Source organism: Vibrio sp. L85, assembly GCF_963871815.1.
In the GTDB taxonomy this organism is placed as follows: domain Bacteria; phylum Pseudomonadota; class Gammaproteobacteria; order Enterobacterales; family Vibrionaceae; genus Vibrio; species Vibrio harveyi.
In genome coordinates, this window is the sequence record NZ_CAWMYL010000108.1 from 314,000 (window position 1) to 329,295 (window position 15,296).

Here is a 15,296-nt window from a genome sequence, read left to right on the forward strand (position 1 = left end):
TGAATAATCTGGGGTCTCGTGCCAAAATAAAGCTCCGGAATTTTACTCTTATCCCGGAGCAATGCAAGGGGTTTAGTTACTTTTTCACCAACATAAATTGAAATCCAAGTTTGTGACGTAGCTAACACCCTGAAACTAAAGTCTAGGCAATCGTTTAACGACCAAATGGGTTGAAGCCACCGCCTCCGCCCATGCCACCCATCATGCCTTGCATGTTACGCATCATGCCTTTCATGCCGCCCTTCTGCATTTTCTTCATCATCTTCTGCATTTGGGTGAACTGTTTCAGCAGACGGTTAACGTCTTGAACCTGAACACCAGAACCCGCAGCGATACGTTTCTTGCGCGACCCTTTGATGATTTCCGGGCGTTGACGTTCTTTCATTGTCATTGAGCTGATGATCGCTTCCATTTGCTTGAACATCTTGTCATCAACTTTGTCTTTCACATCTGATGGTAACTGAGACATGCCTGGAAGCTTGTCTAGCATGCCCATCATGCCACCCATGTTTTGCATTTGACCCAGCTGTTCACGGAAGTCTTCAAGGTCGAAGCCTTTCTTCTCTTTGAACTTCTTCGCTAGCTTCTCTGCTTTGTCTTGGTCAACATTGCGTTGTAGGTCTTCAATCAGTGACAGTACATCACCCATGCCTAGAATACGCGATGCAACACGATCAGGGTGGAATGGTTCTAGTGCGTCGGTTTTCTCACCCACACCGAGGAATTTGATTGGCTTACCCGTAATGTGACGAACTGATAGCGCCGCACCACCACGAGCATCACCATCCACTTTAGTCAGAATCACACCAGTTAGTGGTAGTGCATCACCGAATGCTTTTGCTGTGTTCGCCGCATCTTGACCTGTCATTGCATCAACAACGAACAGTGTTTCAACCGGGTTAATCGCTGAGTGAAGATCTTTAATCTCACCCATCATTTCTTCATCGATAGCCAAACGACCAGCGGTATCGACAATTAATACGTCGTAGAATTTCTTCTTTGCGTGGTCAATTGCTGCATTAGCAATATCAAGTGGCTTTTGATCTGGTGAAGATGGGAAGAAATCGACACCGATGTCTGATGCTAGGGTTTCTAGCTGCTTGATCGCTGCAGGACGGTAAACGTCGGCAGACACAACCAAAACTTTCTTCTTATCACGCTCTTTTAGAAGCTTAGATAGCTTACCTACCGATGTAGTTTTACCCGCACCTTGTAGACCCGCCATCAAAAGCACTGCTGGCGGCTGCGCTGCTAGGTTCAGTGCTTCATTAGATTCACCCATTACCGCTTCAAGCTCAGCTTGAACGATCTTGATGAACTCTTGACCCGGCGTTAGGGATTTAGAAACTTCTACACCTACCGCTTTTTCTTTAACGCGGTTTACAAATTCACGTACAACAGGAAGCGCAACGTCCGCTTCCAATAGTGCCATGCGTACTTCACGTAGGGTTTCTTTAATGTTGTCTTCGGTCAGACGACCTTTACCACTGATATTCTTCAGCGTTTTGGATAATCGATCCGTTAAATTCTCAAACATCTTTGTCTCTTCGCTAAAATGGCGATTAATTAGTGTGAGTATACCTTAGCCAACGTCACAGTCATACCCGAACACGGCTCTTATCCTTAACTTGAGGGCTAACTCGTTAATTTCAATATCTCATCTCTCGTGATTGATGAGGCATAGCCCATAGCCCCAAAGAGTAATGCAAGGTATAATTTTCACCATTGTGCACAATAACTCTTAAGATTCATGGATAGCTTAATTGCCATCGCAGCCGCCATTCTTTACGTTCTGGCAATTGCGACCATCATTCCCGGACTCTCTCAACAGTCAGGAATTAAAGCGAAAACCGTATTTGCCAGCGCGGCATGTGCGTTGGTTTTTCACGCTTGGATTCTGAGTGATCTGATTTTCGACGGTTCAGGGCAAAATCTCAGCATTCTTAATGTCGCCTCTCTTATCAGCTTTATTATCTCACTGGTGATGAGCGTTGCGATGTTGAAGAACCGCTTGTGGTTCCTTCTTCCTGTGGTTTATAGCTTTGCTGCCATCAATTTAACTGCTGCTACTTTCTTACCAAGCACTTTTATTAAGCATTTAGAGAACGACCCTAAGCTACTTATACACATTTCATTTGCGCTCTTTTCCTACGCAACTTTAACTATCGGTGCCCTATACGCACTGCAACTTGCGTGGCTCGACCACAAACTAAAAGCCAAGAAGTCGTTAGCAATTAATCCGAATTTGCCACCTTTGATGATGGTAGAGCGTCAACTGTTCAAGATTATTTTGATTGGTAACTTGCTCCTAACGGGAACCTTGATTACTGGTTTTGTTTTTGTACAAGACATGTTTGCTCAAGGAAAAGCTCATAAAGGTATCCTTTCTTTCATCGCTTGGGTTGTGTACTCAATTCTACTTTGGGGGCATTACCAGAAAGGCTGGCGAGGCAAGAAAGTGACATGGTTCGCGGTAGCAGGGGCGACCTTGTTAACCTTAGCGTACTTCGGTAGTCGCTTTGTGAAAGAAATCATCTTAAGTTGATGTTCTCCATCTATAAAATGCAATTAATAAGGAGCCTAGGGCTCCTTATCCTTTATATTAAAGGGCAAATAAAATAGAGTAACCCTTATTGCATTGACTTAATGGCCAAGCTCGGTCATAAATTAACCAAACACATACAAGGAACAGCAGCGTTTTGGACGACATATCTACGGGTATCTTATTTGCGCTACTCGCGTGTCTTATCGTCATATCAGGTTACTTCTCCGGTTCAGAAACAGGGATGATGTCTTTGAACCGATACCGCTTAAAGCACTTAGCCAATAATGGGCATAAAGGGGCGAAGCGAGTCGAAAAACTACTAGACCGCCCAGATCGACTGATTGGTCTTATTCTTATCGGTAACAACCTCGTCAATATTCTCGCGTCTGCCATCGCGACCATTTTAGGTATGCGGTTATACGGAGACTTAGGGGTTGCGATTGCCACTGGCGCACTCACCATGGTTGTCCTTGTGTTTGCAGAAGTCACACCGAAGACCATCGCCTCGCTTTACCCTGAGCGCGTCTCTTACGCGAGCAGCATTCTTCTCACCATTCTAATGAAAATTCTGTCACCTCTGGTGAGGTTAGTTAACTTCATTACTAACGGTTTTATCCGTTTAATTGGTGTGAAAGCCGATCACACCACAGAAGATCATCTAAGCTCAGAAGAACTGCGCACCGTCGTTAATGAAGCAGGCGGCCTTATCCCTCGTCGTCACCAAGACATGCTGGTATCGATTCTGGATCTAGAACACGTCACCGTTAACGACATCATGGTGCCACGCAATGAGATCACAGGGATCGACATCAATGATGATTGGAAATCTATCGTCCGTCAGCTGACTCACTCTCCTCATGGTCGCATTGTGTTGTACCGTGATCAGATTGATGAAGTCGTTGGCATGCTGCGCCTACGTGAAGCATACCGATTAATGCTAGAGAAGAACGAATTCAACAAAGAAACACTACTGCGCGCTGCTGATGAGGTGTACTACATCCCAGAAGGTACGCCACTGAATGTGCAGATGCTGAAATTCCAGCGTAACAAGCAGCGTATCGGTTTGATTGTCGATGAGTATGGTGACATTAATGGTCTCGTCACTTTGGAAGATATCTTAGAAGAGATTGTTGGTGAATTTACGACTTCCATTGCACCAAGCTTGTCAGAAGAGATTACTCCTCAAGGTGACGGCAGCTTCCTGATTGAAGGTAGCGCCAACATTCGTGACATCAACAAAGGCTTGAAATGGAAACTACCAACCGATGGTCCACGCACTTTGAACGGTCTGATTCTAGAGCATTTAGAAGACATTCCTGAAAGCCACTTGAGTGTGCAAGTTGCCGGACATCCAATGGAAATTGTCGATATTGAAGAGAACCGCATCAAGCTGGTGAAGGTGTACCCAAAGCTCAAGAAGAGCAGTTAACTTCACCACTTTAAATATTCTAATCAACAAAAAAATAGCCTGACACTGTCAGGCTATTTTTTTGTTTTCAGAGATCTAAACTCAAAGCTAAGTTAGTCGATACGTAACTCTTTCAGCATAGATTCTGGCAGTGCCAAATCATCATTCTTATTGACTGCAACGCCCGCTTCTAGAATGTTTTTCGCGATTTGCTTTGCCTCATCTAAAGAGTGCATTGCTGCTGTACCACATTGGTATTCATTCAGCTCAGGGATCTTGTTTTGACTTTCTACTTTCAATACGTCTTCCATTGCTGCAACCCAAGCATCCGCCACTTGCTGCTCTGAAGGCGTACCAATCAAGCTCATGTAAAAACCGGTACGGCAACCCATTGGTGAGATATCGATGATCTCAACGCTATCACCGTTTAAGTGGTTGCGCATAAAGCCAGCGTACAAATGCTCTAAAGTGTGAATTCCCTTCTCAGAAAGGATGTCTTTGTTCGGTGCAGTAAAACGTAAGTCAAATACTGTGATGGTGTCTCCCTTTGGAGTTTGCATCGTTTTAGCTACACGAACTGCTGGCGCATGCATACGTGTGTGGTCCACGGTAAAACTGTCTAATAAAGGCATTACATCTCTCCTGATTGTAACCTCCAATACTTACACGTATTGGTCATTATTTCTGTTCATTTCCCCTCTGACTATTAGGGGGGAGACTAAAAGAACCAGCTGCTGTTGTCTTCTAATTCCTGACGACATTGCTTCAGCTGCCAGCCATAAGTCTTGGCGGTTTGCTCCACGCGTCTTGCAACTTTAACTAAGCTAGGTTTGCTTTTATAGGTCCCACGCTTATAGCCACCACGTCCTTCATGGTACGCAAGATACTGGTTGTAAGGGTCCCATAACGAAATGCCTAATTGACGACGAGTCTCATGGGTATACCAACCGACAAACATCATTGAATCGTCAAAATTGGTGCGTGAACCACCTTGTCCTGTCGCTTTTTGAAAATCTTCCCAAGCAGGGTCTTGAGCTTGAGCATAACCGTAAGCACTGCTGACACGTCCCCATGGAATAAAACCGAGAATGTAATCTTTTGGCGGTCGAGCATCATGACGAAAGCTACTTTCTTGCTTAATGATCGCCATGGCAACATTTATCGGTGTGCCCCACTCTTCTTCCATGTCTTTGGCATCTTCGTACCAACCGGATTTTTCTCGGAATATTTCACATAGGTTATCTTGTTGCTTTGGGGGCGCAGTTGCACAACCGGCTAACATCACGCTCCCAAGCACAGACACCACTAACGGCTTAATGTCCAATCCCTGCCCTTACTGCTGGTTATTGTTTTAAGTAAGCAAAGTAATCTTCTAGGAAATCATCGAACGATAGAGTATCGCTTTGCTCTGCTTGTTTTTGTTTCTCTACCGATGTTGCAACTTCCGTTTCCATTGCATCGGCTGAATATTGTTCATAGTTGTGTGCTAGGTTTTCTTCGCGGAATTTCATGCCAAGCGCACACCCCACTTTACCTAAACCACCATGCTCTTTTGTCAGCTCAAGCAACTGACCAGAAATGGTTAGCTCTGGCTCATCAATCCAAGACTCAAGTTTGTCACAAACTGCTTGGTACGCATTTCCACCAGCAACCGAGTCCATTTCAACCGCAATCTGACGAAGGTCAGCAAACACACGATGTGCCCAGTCTTGTAGAGACAGGCGCTCACCTTGGCAACCGATTTGTAGCATCAAACCTTTCTCACGACCAGACACAATGACCTTGTTCCAGTTGTCACGCCAGCATTCGAGCTCACAGTTGTCCATAGGGTCAGAATCTGAAAGTGCTGCCCAAGTAAGGAATAGATCAAGGAAGCGAACCTGCTCTTCACTCACACCAACGGCGCTGAACGGGTTCACGTCTAGCGAACGAACTTCAATGTACTCTACACCGCTACGTTTAAGCGCTTCAGAAGGTTTTTCACCGCTCTTAGTTACACGTTTAGGACGAATTGGCGCGTACAGTTCGTTTTCAATTTGCAGAATGTTCGAGTTAAGTTGACGGTATTGGCCATCCACTTTTACCCCAATCTGAGCAAACTCTTCCGATGGGTGACGAATTGCATCGTCTAGACCATCAAGATACTGCTCGATAGAGTTAAAGCCAATCTTAAGTACGCTTTGTGCGCTGTTGGTGTAACCGAGATCACTTAGGCGCAGCGACGTCGCTTTAGGCAAGTATAGAGTGCCGCCAACTTTCTCAAATGGTAGGTCAGTTTCACGACCTTGAATGAATGAACCACAAAGTGCTGGTGACGCCCCAAAGAAGTACGGAATCATCCAGCCAAAACGGTAGTAGTTACGAATCAGCGCAAAGTACGCAGCAGATTTCGTTTCTTGGCGTGCTTCTTCATCTTGTTCACCATGCAAAGCGTCCCAGAATGATTCAGGAAAAGAGAAGTTAAAATGCACGCCCGAGATAATTTGCATCAGGCTACCGTAGCGGCGTTTTAGACCTTCACGGTAAAGCGTTTTCATTTTAGCTGAGTTCGATGAGCCATATTGTGCCAGCTGAATATCATCCTCCGAGCCCACGTAACATGGCATTGAAAGTGGCCACATTTTCTCTTCACCCATTTTGGTTTGAGTGAAGTGATGGATATCTTTCAACTGCCCCATTAATTCAGGGATCTCGTGCGATACAGGAGTAATGAACTCCAGCAGAGATTCTGAAAAGTCGGTCGTAATCCATTTGTTTGTGAACGCTGAGCCCAAACCCTCGGGATGAGGTGTTGTTGCTAGGTGTCCATCCTGACGATAGCGCAAAGTTTCTCGCTCAACACCGCGTCCAAACTGCTTAAATACTTCTGGGTTTGATGCAACTTGTTTTAGTCGCGCAGCAAAATCAGTCAAAATGAGGTTCGCTTATATTGGGAGCAGGACACTCGCCAAGCGTGGCAAGTGAAAGCTAAGTTATTGATATATAATCCATCTAGATAAATAACCCATCAAAAAGTCATTTATCTAGTTAGAAACGAATAGCGGAGAGTCTCCTCTCCGCTATTAAATGTGTACTCTATCGAATGATTTCAAGCTCTTCCACGTCTTTCCCTAACTTTTCTAGTTGAGGGCGAAGGGATTTCGCGTCCCCGACAACAACTATCTGGTAGTCATTCGGGTCGAACCATTTCTGTGCTAGAGCGTTGAGAGTCTGTTTGTCGACAGTCTCAACAATAGCGTTTCGTTGCTGTAAGTAGTCTTTGTCTAAGTTGTATTTCAAAATATCACTGATGAGTTTGCTTTTCTGTGTAGGCGTCTCATATTTCAGTGCATCTTTTTGACCGACTGCTTGGCGCATAAATTTCAATTCATCTTCAGTCATGCCCGATTGTGAGAACTCATTCAACTCATTCTCCATTTCTACAATAGAGGCAATGGTCGAATCCGCACGCACTTGCGCTGTAAATACAACAGAACCCGTTTCTACATTTCCAGAGAAATAGCCATAGGCACCATAAGTGTAGCCTTTGTCTTCACGAAGGTTTTGGTTGATACGACTGTTAAAGTTACCGGCTAAGTTGAAGTTTGCTAACTGACCCAGATAGAAATCTCCCGTCGCATCATAAGGCATGCCTTGACGGACCATCATGACCACACTTTGCGGAGCTCCTGGCTTATCCACCAAATGAACTTTTTGTGGACCTAGCGGAGCAATGGCTTGAGGGGCATACAAAGGTGCCGCTTCATCTTCCCAATTTGCCCAAAACGACAATTGTTTCTCAACGTCAGCTTTGCTGATATCACCAACCGCAATAATTTGCGCACTTTGAGGTGTGTAGTGCTTCGCATAGAAATCACGCACGTCATCGAGAGTCAGAGCTTGGAGCCCCGCTTTGGTGCCATCTTTTGGACGAGCAAAAATAGAATCTCCGTACAATACTTGACGGCTAGCTTGCGACGCCATCCAACTAGGTTTTTGATGCTCATACACCAAGCCTTCTAACGCTTGCGTCTTAACTCGGTCAAAGTCTTCTTGCTTAAATGCCGGAGACAACAACATCTCTTCGACAATCTTAAGTGTTGGCGCTAGGTTTTTCTTCAGGGCGGAAACACTAATGTCGGTTGTGTAACCTGTCGCATCGACAGAAATAACACTACCCAACTTATCAAGTTCAGCTTGAATCTCTTCTACTGAACGTTTGGTTGTTCCTTCTTGCAGCATAGCGGCAGTCATTTGAGCCAAACCTTCCTTACCAGCTTCAACGAAACGTGTTCCAGCAGGTAAACTAAACTGCATGGTGACGGTTGGTGTTTCACTGCTTACTGTACCCAGCAACTCAGAACCATTGTTGAAGTGGATGTCATACAACTTCGGCATGGTTGCCTCAACAGGCGCCCCCACAGGAGGTTGAATAGAACGGTCAAAGTTGTCAGTTGCTCGGCGGTAAGCCAATTGATCGTCTGAGATTTTTTCATACTTAGGAAGAGTGCGTTTTGGTGTCACGAATGTCGCTGGTTTCACAGCAAGCTCTGTTTTACCTTTTGGCACAACACTCAAGGTAACCTTGTTCTTACCTTGAATAAAATCACTGTATGCTTTTTCTACCGACTCAGGCGTTACAGCACGAAGTTGCTCAAGCTGTTCCTCAATCAAATCTGGCTTGCCGAAGAAAGTTTGATTCGACGCTAGCTGTGTCACTTTACCTTTCACACTTTCTAAAGCGAAAATCGCATCGGCTTCAGATTGACCTTTAAGTTGCTCCAAACGATCTTTCGTCACCCCGTCCTTCGCAAACTTACCCAACGATGTCATCAGCTCATCATATAGCTTGGTGAGGTCGCCTTTATCACCAGAATCACCCATCGCGTAGACGTAAAAATTACAAGAAAGCTCAGCACAGTCATGGAAAGAACCTGCATCTACTGCTTTTTGTGTTTTTACTAGGTCTTGGTAAAGCACGCTGTTAGTACCACTACCTAACACGCTTGATAGAGTATCAAGTGACGCTTGAGTGGCTTCGCCATTGTAGGTTGTCGGCCATGCCACCATAACCATTGGTTGCTGGATACGATCTTCTAAGGTGATGAATTTGCTTTCTGCTAGCTTTGCAGGCTGCTTAGGTGCATTTTCCACTTCAGGTCCGCGAGGGATTGAACCAAAGTACTTATTCACCCACGCTAATGTTTGCTCAACATCGATATCACCACCAATGGTTAGTACTGCGTTGTTTGGACCATACCAACGTAGGAAGAAGGCTTTCAGATCGTTCACATCAACGCGGTCAAGATCTTCAACGTAACCGATCGTTTGCCACGAGTATGGATGACCTTCTGGGTACAGCGCCTCTGCCATGCGTTCCCAAATCAAACCATAAGGACGGTTGTCATAACGCTGCGCGCGTTCGTTTTTAACTGTTGAGCGTTGAATTTCAAACTTATGCTGTGAGACGGCATCGAGCAAAAAGCCCATGCGGTCTGACTCAAGCCACAACATTTTTTCTAACTGATTAGCAGGAACAGTTTCAAAGTAGTTCGTGCGGTCACGGTTAGTCGTGCCGTTTAGTGTACCGCCAGCTTCTGTAATGATCTTAAAGTGCTCTTGGTCACCAACGTTCTCAGAACCTTGGAACATCATATGCTCGAAGAAGTGAGCAAAACCAGATTTGCCAATTTCTTCACGTGCCGAACCAACGTGATATGTCACATCAACGTGTACAAGTGGATCCGACGCTTCAGGTGCCAGAATGACCGTCAAACCATTGTCCAACTGATACTTCTGGTATGGAATTTTCACTTTGCCTTCTTCCGCTTTTGATGACTCTACGAAAGTAACTCCATCAGGCAATGATGATACAGGGGAGTTTGATGCACAGCCCGTGATCACTAATAGTGAACACGCGCTAACCCAAAACATTCTCATGCGCTTTCCTTAAAATAAACCGAGATAGATGGCGGCCAACAAGCTATACCTTGCGGCTTTGCCTAAAAATATAAGAACCAAACACGGCAGAAATTTCATCCTTAACCATCCTGCCGCTAAACATAGCGGGTCGCCAATCACTGGCAACCAACTAAAAAACAATCCCCAATACCCATATTTGGACAGCCACTTCAATGCGGTATGCCCATGCTTCTCATCCTGAGTTCTATTTGGAATCCACAAACCCAACCAATAGTTGGTGAGACCGCCCAAGGTATTACCAATGGTGGCAACAATAATGATGGAAGAAACCGAGTATTGGTTTAACGATAAGGTGGCAATCAATCCAGCTTCAGAGCCACCCGGCAATAGAGTGGCACTAAGAAAACCAGTAATGAATAGCACCCACAATGCGGAGTCAGAAAACCATAAAGCTAAGTTTTCAAAGGCAGCATTAAATGCCTCTAACATGTCATATCAAGCAAGATCTTGCCTCGCGTCCGCCCCGATTCGACTTGTTTGTGAGCTTCAATAACATCGGTCATCGGATAGACGTGTTGTACTTCAGTTTTTAACAGCCCAACGCCAACCATGTACAACAAAGTGTCAAGTTGTTCACGGTCAGGTTCGACTAACATACCGCTGGCTTCAAAACCAAGTAACTTGGCTTTTTCACAAATCAGTTCTGCAGTAATCGTTGGAACAGTAATGACTCGAGCGTTATCTGTCAGGCATTTGAGTGCGTCTAAAGCGGCATCGCCACCAACAAGATCAATCAAAACATCCACATCTTCAACACGTTCTGACACTGGTGCAAATTGATAGTTCACTGCGTGTGCACCTAAAGTAGCGAGGTAGTCCAAATTTCGTTCACTACAGGTGGTAAACACTTCTGCTTTGGTCGCAACTGCAATTTGCACGGCTAAGTGACCAACACCACCCGCTCCGGCAAGTATCAATACACGGTCACCTTCAGTCACATTAGCTTTACTCAGCGCTTGAGCCGCAGTTTGACCTGCAAGTGGCAATACTGCCGCTGCCTCTAAGGCGACCGAATTGGGAACGTGACTTAATTCAGATTCAGGAACACAAACGTATTGGCTGTAACCGCCTCCTCGAATAGGGAAACCGATAAAGCCAGCTACCTCATCCCCCTCTTGAAAACGAGAGGTATCTTCGCCACATGAAACGACTTTCCCCGAAATATCATAACCGGGTACCCAAGGTAAGTTGTCTTTGTTTTGTGCCGCAGCCCAACCAAGCCCCGCTCGCGTTTTGACATCAATAGGGTTAACGCCAGAGTATGCCACTTTAACTAAGACTTCCCCTGTTTGTGGGGTTGGTGTTGAGGTAGTTTGAATTGCAAGAACTTCTGCGTTGCCGAATTCGGTAATAGCGATCTGTTTGTGTTCCATAACCCATTCCCTGAGAGAAAACAAAAAGGGATGCAAGAGCATCCCTTTGACTATAAACCATTTTGTTTACCGAAGTTAATCGTCAATTTGTAAATTGGTAGATAATTCTATTTCACCAATTTTCCAACAAACAACTCAAGATGGTGTACTACCCCACCAGTGCCAGTAAGATACCAGCGGCAACCGCCGATCCAAGAACACCGGCTACGTTTGGTCCCATTGCGTGCATCAGCAAGAAATTTTGTGGGTTTGCTTCCAAACCGACCTTGTTCACAACACGCGCTGCCATTGGTACTGCAGAAACGCCTGCAGCACCGATAAGTGGGTTGATGTCTTCTTTCGAGAACTTATTGAGAAGCTTCGCCATCAAAACACCTGCCCCAGTACCGATACTGAATGCGACTGCACCGAGTCCCAAGATACCTAGCGTTTCTAGATTCAAGAACTGCTCAGCTTGCAGCTTAGAGCCCACACCAAGACCTAAGAAGATCGTTACGATATTGATCAGCTCGTTCTGAGCGGTTTTCGATAAACGATCCACCACGCCAGCTTCACGCATCAAGTTACCCAGACAGAACATACCAACCAACGGTGTCGCGGAAGGTAAGAACAAAATCGTCATCAGTAACACAGCAAGCGGGAAGATTACTTTCTCCCACTTACCAACGTGACGAAGCTGGGCCATCTTGATCTGGCGTTCTTCCTTCGTGGTTAGGGCTTTCATGATCGGCGGCTGAATGATCGGCACCAGTGCCATGTAGCTGTATGCCGCCACGGCAATCGCACCTAACAGGTCTGGAGAGAGCTTACTCGCTAAGAAGATCGCCGTTGGGCCATCCGCACCACCGATAATCGCGATAGACGACGCATCCGCCATGGAGAACTCCATACCCGGAACATAGTTAAGCAGAATCGCCCCAAACAGCGTCGCGAAAATACCAAACTGCGCCGCAGCACCTAGCCACAAGGTTTTTGGGTTTGCAATCAAAGCACCAAAATCAGTCATCGCCCCCACGCCCATGAAGATCAGCAGCGGGAACACGCCCGATTCGATACCAATGTAATAAACGTAGTAGAGCAAACCACCTGGTTCGGTAAAGCCAGCATTGGGAATGTTCGCTAAAATGGCACCAAAACCAATAGGTAATAACAGTAAGGGTTCAAAGCCTTTTTTGATCGCCAAAAACAGCAAGGTGCAACCAACCAGCATCATACAGATTTGGCCGAACTCAAAGTTAGCGATCCCTGTTTCTGACCATAAGGTCATCAATCCGTCCATGATACTCCCTTACGCCAGACTCAGCAGCGGTGAACCAACAGTAACGGCATCACCTTCTTTCACGTTCAGTTCTTGAACCACCCCACCGCGCGCAGCACGAACTTCAGTTTCCATCTTCATAGCTTCTAGGATGAGTAGAACGTCACCTTCCGCTACTTCAGCACCGGGCTGAACATTCACTTTAAAGATGTTACCAGCAAGAGGTGCAGGAACCGCTTCAGCAGCACTATTAACAGGAGCATTTGGCGCTGCAGGTTGAACCGGTGCGGTTGCCCCACTTGGCGTTACCGATGTTAATTGCCCCTGCGGACCTACTTCAACTTCATAAACTTGCCCATCAACTCGCACGCTGTATGTTTCAACACCACCAGCAGCAGCCTGTGTTACTTGTGCAGCGACAGGTTTCGCAGCTTCTAACGTTGGTGCTGGCTCAAACGCATCTGGGTTGCCACGGTTTTTCAGGAATTTCAGACCAACTTGAGGGAATAACGCGTAAGTTAATACATCATCGACACGTTCGCTCGCAAGCTTAATGCCTTCAGATTGCGCTTTCTCCATCAAATCAACAGTTAGGGTTTCCATTTCCGCTTCAAGCAAGTCCGCTGGACGACAGGTAATTGCCTCTTTACCATCAAGTACTTTCGCTTGTAATTCAGCATTAACTGGCGCAGGAGCGGCACCGTATTCACCTTTTAAAACACCTGCCGTTTCTTTGGTGATGCTCTTGTAGCGCTCACCTGTCAGAACGTTGATTACCGCTTGAGTACCAACAATCTGAGATGTCGGCGTGACCAGTGGAATAAAGCCAAGATCTTCACGTACACGTGGGATCTCTTCCAATACTTCATCAATTCGGTCCGCAGCGCCTTGCTCTTTTAACTGACCTTCCATGTTGGTCAGCATGCCCCCTGGAACTTGGGCGATTAGAATGCGTGAATCCACACCTTTTAGCTGACCTTCCCACTTCGCGTATTTTTTACGTACTTCACGGAAGTAAGCCGCGATAGGCTCGATTTGGTCTAGTTTCAGATTAGTATCTCGCTCAGTGCCTTGCAGCATCGCAACCACGGTCTCAGTAGGCGTATGACCGTATGTACAACTCATCGAAGAAATCGCAGTATCAAGAATATCGATACCCGCTTCTACAGCTTTCACGGCAGTAGCAGTAGATAGACCGGTCGTTGCATGACAGTGAAGCGCTAGTGGCACATCACAAGATGCTTTGATGCGTGTGATCAGCTCTTCCGCTTCATAAGGTTTAAGCAGACCAGACATATCTTTAATACAAAGAGAGTGACAACCTAAGTCTTCAAGACGTTTAGCAAGGTCAACCCATGTGTCTGCGTTATGCACTGGGCTCGTGGTATAAGACAATGTTCCTTGCGCATGTGCACCAACATCAACAGTGGCTTTCACCGCTTTTTGGAAGTTACGTACGTCATTCATTGCATCAAAGATACGGAATACATCCATACCATTCACGTGCGCACGCTCAACAAACTTCTCTACTACGTCATCGGCATAATGGCGGTATCCTAAAAGGTTTTGACCACGCAGTAGCATTTGCATTGGTGTATTTGGCATTGCTTTTTTCAATTCGCGTAGGCGCTCCCATGGGTCTTCACCCAAGAAACGGATACACGCATCAAATGTTGCGCCACCCCAGGTCTCTAACGACCAGTAACCAACCTTATCTAACTCAGCTGCGATAGGCAGCATATCTTCGATACGCATACGCGTAGCAAACAGGGATTGATGGGCGTCACGAAGGACCACATCAGTGATAGCTAGTGGTTTAGACATGCTCTTAAACTCCTTTTTAATCCTATCTTTCGGCTACTTCGCGACTGAGGCGCGATGTTTATGAATCGCAGCCGAGATCGCCGCCACTACTTGTGGACTAACAGCTGAAGAGGTTGATTGAACGTTGGTATTTGTTTTCGGTGCTGCGATCGGCGCTGGTACTTCTTCTGGCACCAATTTAGACATTAGCCGAACGAGATAAACTAGAATGGTGAGGAAAATAAATACGACCGCCATCCCTGTTAGCATCAGGGTGGCCGCATCTACTAGCAGGCTTCCTATATTCGTCATGTTGCTTCCTTTCTTTGTCATCCTGACAATGCGCAGGACTTTAATAGCGTCAAATCCCGACCAATGGATTATCTCGATTGGTTAAATTTTGTCAATTTTGTTTAAGGAAGCTTTTAAATAATCTCTAACATTGATTATTTATTCACTACTCAGATCACAAATTGCACTAAAATTCACTTCCCTAGTGGGATCGCTCAACATATAACCACACTAAATTAAAGTACTTGCAAAAACTGCGATTGGGATTTCAAAATGAAAAGAGGCTTTAAGAATAAAGTAAAATAAAAACAAAAGGATAGAATAAATTAACACACCAAAAACACGACATTAACAACAATGAAACATCAGTTTTATTATCGATGTTTGGATGGGGTTCTCTACCATCGTAAATCAATCAGGCTCGAGAAAGCGCAAGGTGGAGCTTTAAGATGACTATTTAAGCGAAACAAGCGTATTAGCGAAAATAGCTCAGGATCAGGCGCTTGAAGCAGAATCTAGCGCGAAGAAGCGGTGATAAATACGCAAGAGAGACACAATATCTTAGCCAAGCAGCAGATACAAAAAAGCCTCGCATAAGCGAGGCTTTTTTAAAGAGTGGCGCGTCCTGGAGGATTCGAACCTCCGACCGCCTGGTTC

The 15,296-nt window shown here is 45.6% G+C and carries 12 protein-coding genes; 2 read left to right on the forward strand and 10 right to left on the reverse strand.

The window, feature by feature from the left end:
• Positions 1-154: 154 nt before the first annotated feature.
• Positions 155-1,537: a signal recognition particle protein gene (ffh, locus tag AACR11_RS11340; RefSeq protein ID WP_005446242.1), complete on the reverse strand. Its 1,383-nt coding sequence runs from the start codon at positions 1,535-1,537 to the stop codon at positions 155-157.
• Positions 1,538-1,750: 213 nt separating this feature from the next.
• Here ffh and AACR11_RS11345 point away from each other — a divergent pair, with 213 nt between their 5' ends.
• A complete protein-coding gene (locus tag AACR11_RS11345; RefSeq protein ID WP_005446240.1) occupies positions 1,751-2,545 on the forward strand; it encodes a cytochrome C assembly family protein in 795 nt (264 codons plus the stop codon).
• Between the two features lie 154 nt (positions 2,546-2,699).
• On the forward strand, positions 2,700-3,974 hold the full coding sequence (locus tag AACR11_RS11350; protein ID WP_005446238.1) for an HlyC/CorC family transporter: 1,275 nt from the start codon (positions 2,700-2,702) through the stop codon (positions 3,972-3,974).
• Positions 3,975-4,066: 92 nt separating this feature from the next.
• Here AACR11_RS11350 and luxS read toward each other — a convergent pair whose 3' ends face one another.
• The 9 genes from luxS to AACR11_RS11395 form a co-directional block, all read right to left on the reverse strand.
• Positions 4,067-4,585 (reverse strand): S-ribosylhomocysteine lyase, encoded by a 519-nt coding sequence (gene luxS / locus AACR11_RS11355; protein ID WP_005448429.1) that lies wholly within the window; start codon positions 4,583-4,585, stop codon positions 4,067-4,069.
• A gap of 86 nt (positions 4,586-4,671) precedes the next feature.
• A complete protein-coding gene (locus AACR11_RS11360; protein ID WP_029790340.1) occupies positions 4,672-5,277 on the reverse strand; it encodes a transglycosylase SLT domain-containing protein in 606 nt (201 codons plus the stop codon).
• 19 nt (positions 5,278-5,296) lie between these two features.
• Positions 5,297-6,865: a glutamate--cysteine ligase gene (gshA, locus tag AACR11_RS11365; RefSeq protein ID WP_029790338.1), complete on the reverse strand. Its 1,569-nt coding sequence runs from the start codon at positions 6,863-6,865 to the stop codon at positions 5,297-5,299.
• Between the two features lie 163 nt (positions 6,866-7,028).
• The gene (locus AACR11_RS11370; RefSeq protein ID WP_017817671.1) at positions 7,029-9,872 is read right to left on the reverse strand and encodes a M16 family metallopeptidase; all 2,844 of its coding nucleotides are present in this window, start codon (positions 9,870-9,872) and stop codon (positions 7,029-7,031) included.
• Positions 9,873-9,881: 9 nt separating this feature from the next.
• Positions 9,882-10,343: a YqaA family protein gene (locus AACR11_RS11375; protein ID WP_009698760.1), complete on the reverse strand. Its 462-nt coding sequence runs from the start codon at positions 10,341-10,343 to the stop codon at positions 9,882-9,884.
• The gene (locus tag AACR11_RS11380) at positions 10,337-11,287 is read right to left on the reverse strand and encodes an NADP-dependent oxidoreductase (protein ID WP_009701936.1); all 951 of its coding nucleotides are present in this window, start codon (positions 11,285-11,287) and stop codon (positions 10,337-10,339) included. Before AACR11_RS11380 ends, AACR11_RS11375 begins: the two co-directional genes overlap by 7 nt.
• A 148-nt stretch (positions 11,288-11,435) precedes the next feature.
• Entirely contained in the window at positions 11,436-12,566 is a 1,131-nt protein-coding gene (locus AACR11_RS11385) for a sodium ion-translocating decarboxylase subunit beta (RefSeq protein ID WP_005448436.1), read from the reverse strand.
• A gap of 9 nt (positions 12,567-12,575) precedes the next feature.
• On the reverse strand, positions 12,576-14,369 hold the full coding sequence (oadA, locus tag AACR11_RS11390) for a sodium-extruding oxaloacetate decarboxylase subunit alpha (protein ID WP_029790337.1): 1,794 nt from the start codon (positions 14,367-14,369) through the stop codon (positions 12,576-12,578).
• 33 nt (positions 14,370-14,402) lie between these two features.
• On the reverse strand, positions 14,403-14,660 hold the full coding sequence (locus AACR11_RS11395) for an oxaloacetate decarboxylase subunit gamma (RefSeq protein ID WP_005448441.1): 258 nt from the start codon (positions 14,658-14,660) through the stop codon (positions 14,403-14,405).
• Positions 14,661-15,296 lie beyond the last annotated feature (636 nt).